This is a genomic window from Polynucleobacter sp. 35-46-11, from assembly GCF_002281105.1.
This window is the reverse complement of record NZ_NCFJ01000721.1, coordinates 1-1,080: the sequence shown is the minus strand read 5'-3', so window position 1 is coordinate 1,080 and position 1,080 is coordinate 1. Positions and strand designations below refer to the sequence as shown.

Annotated in this window: 3 protein-coding genes; all 3 read left to right on the top strand. The window is 51.8% G+C overall.

Going from position 1 to position 1,080, the window contains the following annotated elements; all coding sequences use genetic code 11:
* Positions 1–256, top strand: a 256-nt coding sequence (gene fliD, locus B7Y67_RS19090; RefSeq protein WP_293599980.1) for a flagellar filament capping protein FliD, incomplete at its 5' end; no start/stop codon positions are given.
* Between the two features lie 77 nt (positions 257–333).
* A complete protein-coding gene (gene fliS, locus B7Y67_RS19085) occupies positions 334–768 on the top strand; it encodes a flagellar export chaperone FliS (RefSeq protein ID WP_293599979.1) in 435 nt (144 codons plus the stop codon).
* Between the two features lies 1 nt (position 769).
* On the top strand, positions 770–1,069 hold the full coding sequence (locus B7Y67_RS19080; RefSeq protein ID WP_293599978.1) for a flagellar protein FliT: 300 nt from the start codon (positions 770–772) through the stop codon (positions 1,067–1,069).
* The last annotated feature ends 11 nt before the right edge of the window (positions 1,070–1,080 follow it).

Genomic DNA, 1,080 nt, shown 5'->3' with positions numbered 1-1,080 from the left:
TGGCTTTGGTCTCAAATTCCGAGACTTTGCCAAGGGGTTGATTGCATCCGACGGTACGGTTACGAATAAGTCCACCGCAATTCAGGGCTCGATCACACGAAATACGGATGAGCAAACCAGGGTGACGGACCGGGCGGCCCGCGTAGAGACGCAACTCCGCAAGCAATACTCGGATCTGGATGCGCGGATGGTGCAAATGCAATCCTTAGGCTCTTTTGTGACGGCTCAACTGGCGCAATGGAATAAAACTAGCTGAAATTGAATAAAAGTGGACTTGAGTTACCCGTAGATATGCCGATAAATTAAATATCGAGCACACAACCGGAATTCAAGATGTTCACACCAGTCAATATGCGCTCTGCAAATGCTTACCGGACAGTAAGTGTAGAAACCTCTGTGACAGGGGCGGATCCCCATCAGTTGGTTGGCCTTCTCTACGATGCGTTGTTGCAGTCGGTGGGTAAGGCCAAGGTGGCAATCGAGGCGAACGACATTGCAGGAAAAGGTCAGGCAATTGGGCGTGCTGTACGCTTGATCGAAGAAGGCTTGAAGGCTGCACTGAACGATGCGCAAGGTGGAGAGTTGGCTGCCAATCTTCGTGGTTTATATGACTATTGCATCGTGAGGCTTTCCGAAGCAAATCTGCATACGGACAAGAGCATGCTGGAAGAAGTTGAGCAATTGATTCGCCCCGTCGCTGAGGCTTGGAATCAAATCCGCAGCGAAGTCACAACCACGCCAGGATCCCAGGTCGGCAAGGGGGCTTGAGATGACAAAGACCCTGATTGACTATTACAAGGCCATCGAGGTCAGCAGCCGTGGAATGCTGGATGCCGCCAAGGCTGAGGACTGGGAAGAAGTTGTCAGGTTTGAGGGGGTTTGTGCGGTACTTATCGAGCAGCTACGCGTCAGGGCACATAGCGAAGAGTTGCTCCCTCAGCAGCGACTGGAAAAGTCGAAGATCATGCAACGGATACTGCACAATGATGCGCAGGTTCGCTATTTGGCTGAGCCGTGGCTGGCGCATCTGGACAGAGAAATTGGCAGCCAACAGGTGATTCTTCATTAGCAGTTGAGTGT

Bases quoted from the DNA above. Each gene is read 5' to 3' on its own strand.
- fliS (WP_293599979.1), top strand. From the start codon at position 334: ATGTTCACACCAGTCAATATGCGCTCTGCAAATGCTTACCGGACAGTA.
- B7Y67_RS19080 (WP_293599978.1), top strand. From the start codon at position 770: ATGACAAAGACCCTGATTGACTATTACAAGGCCATCGAGGTCAGCAGC.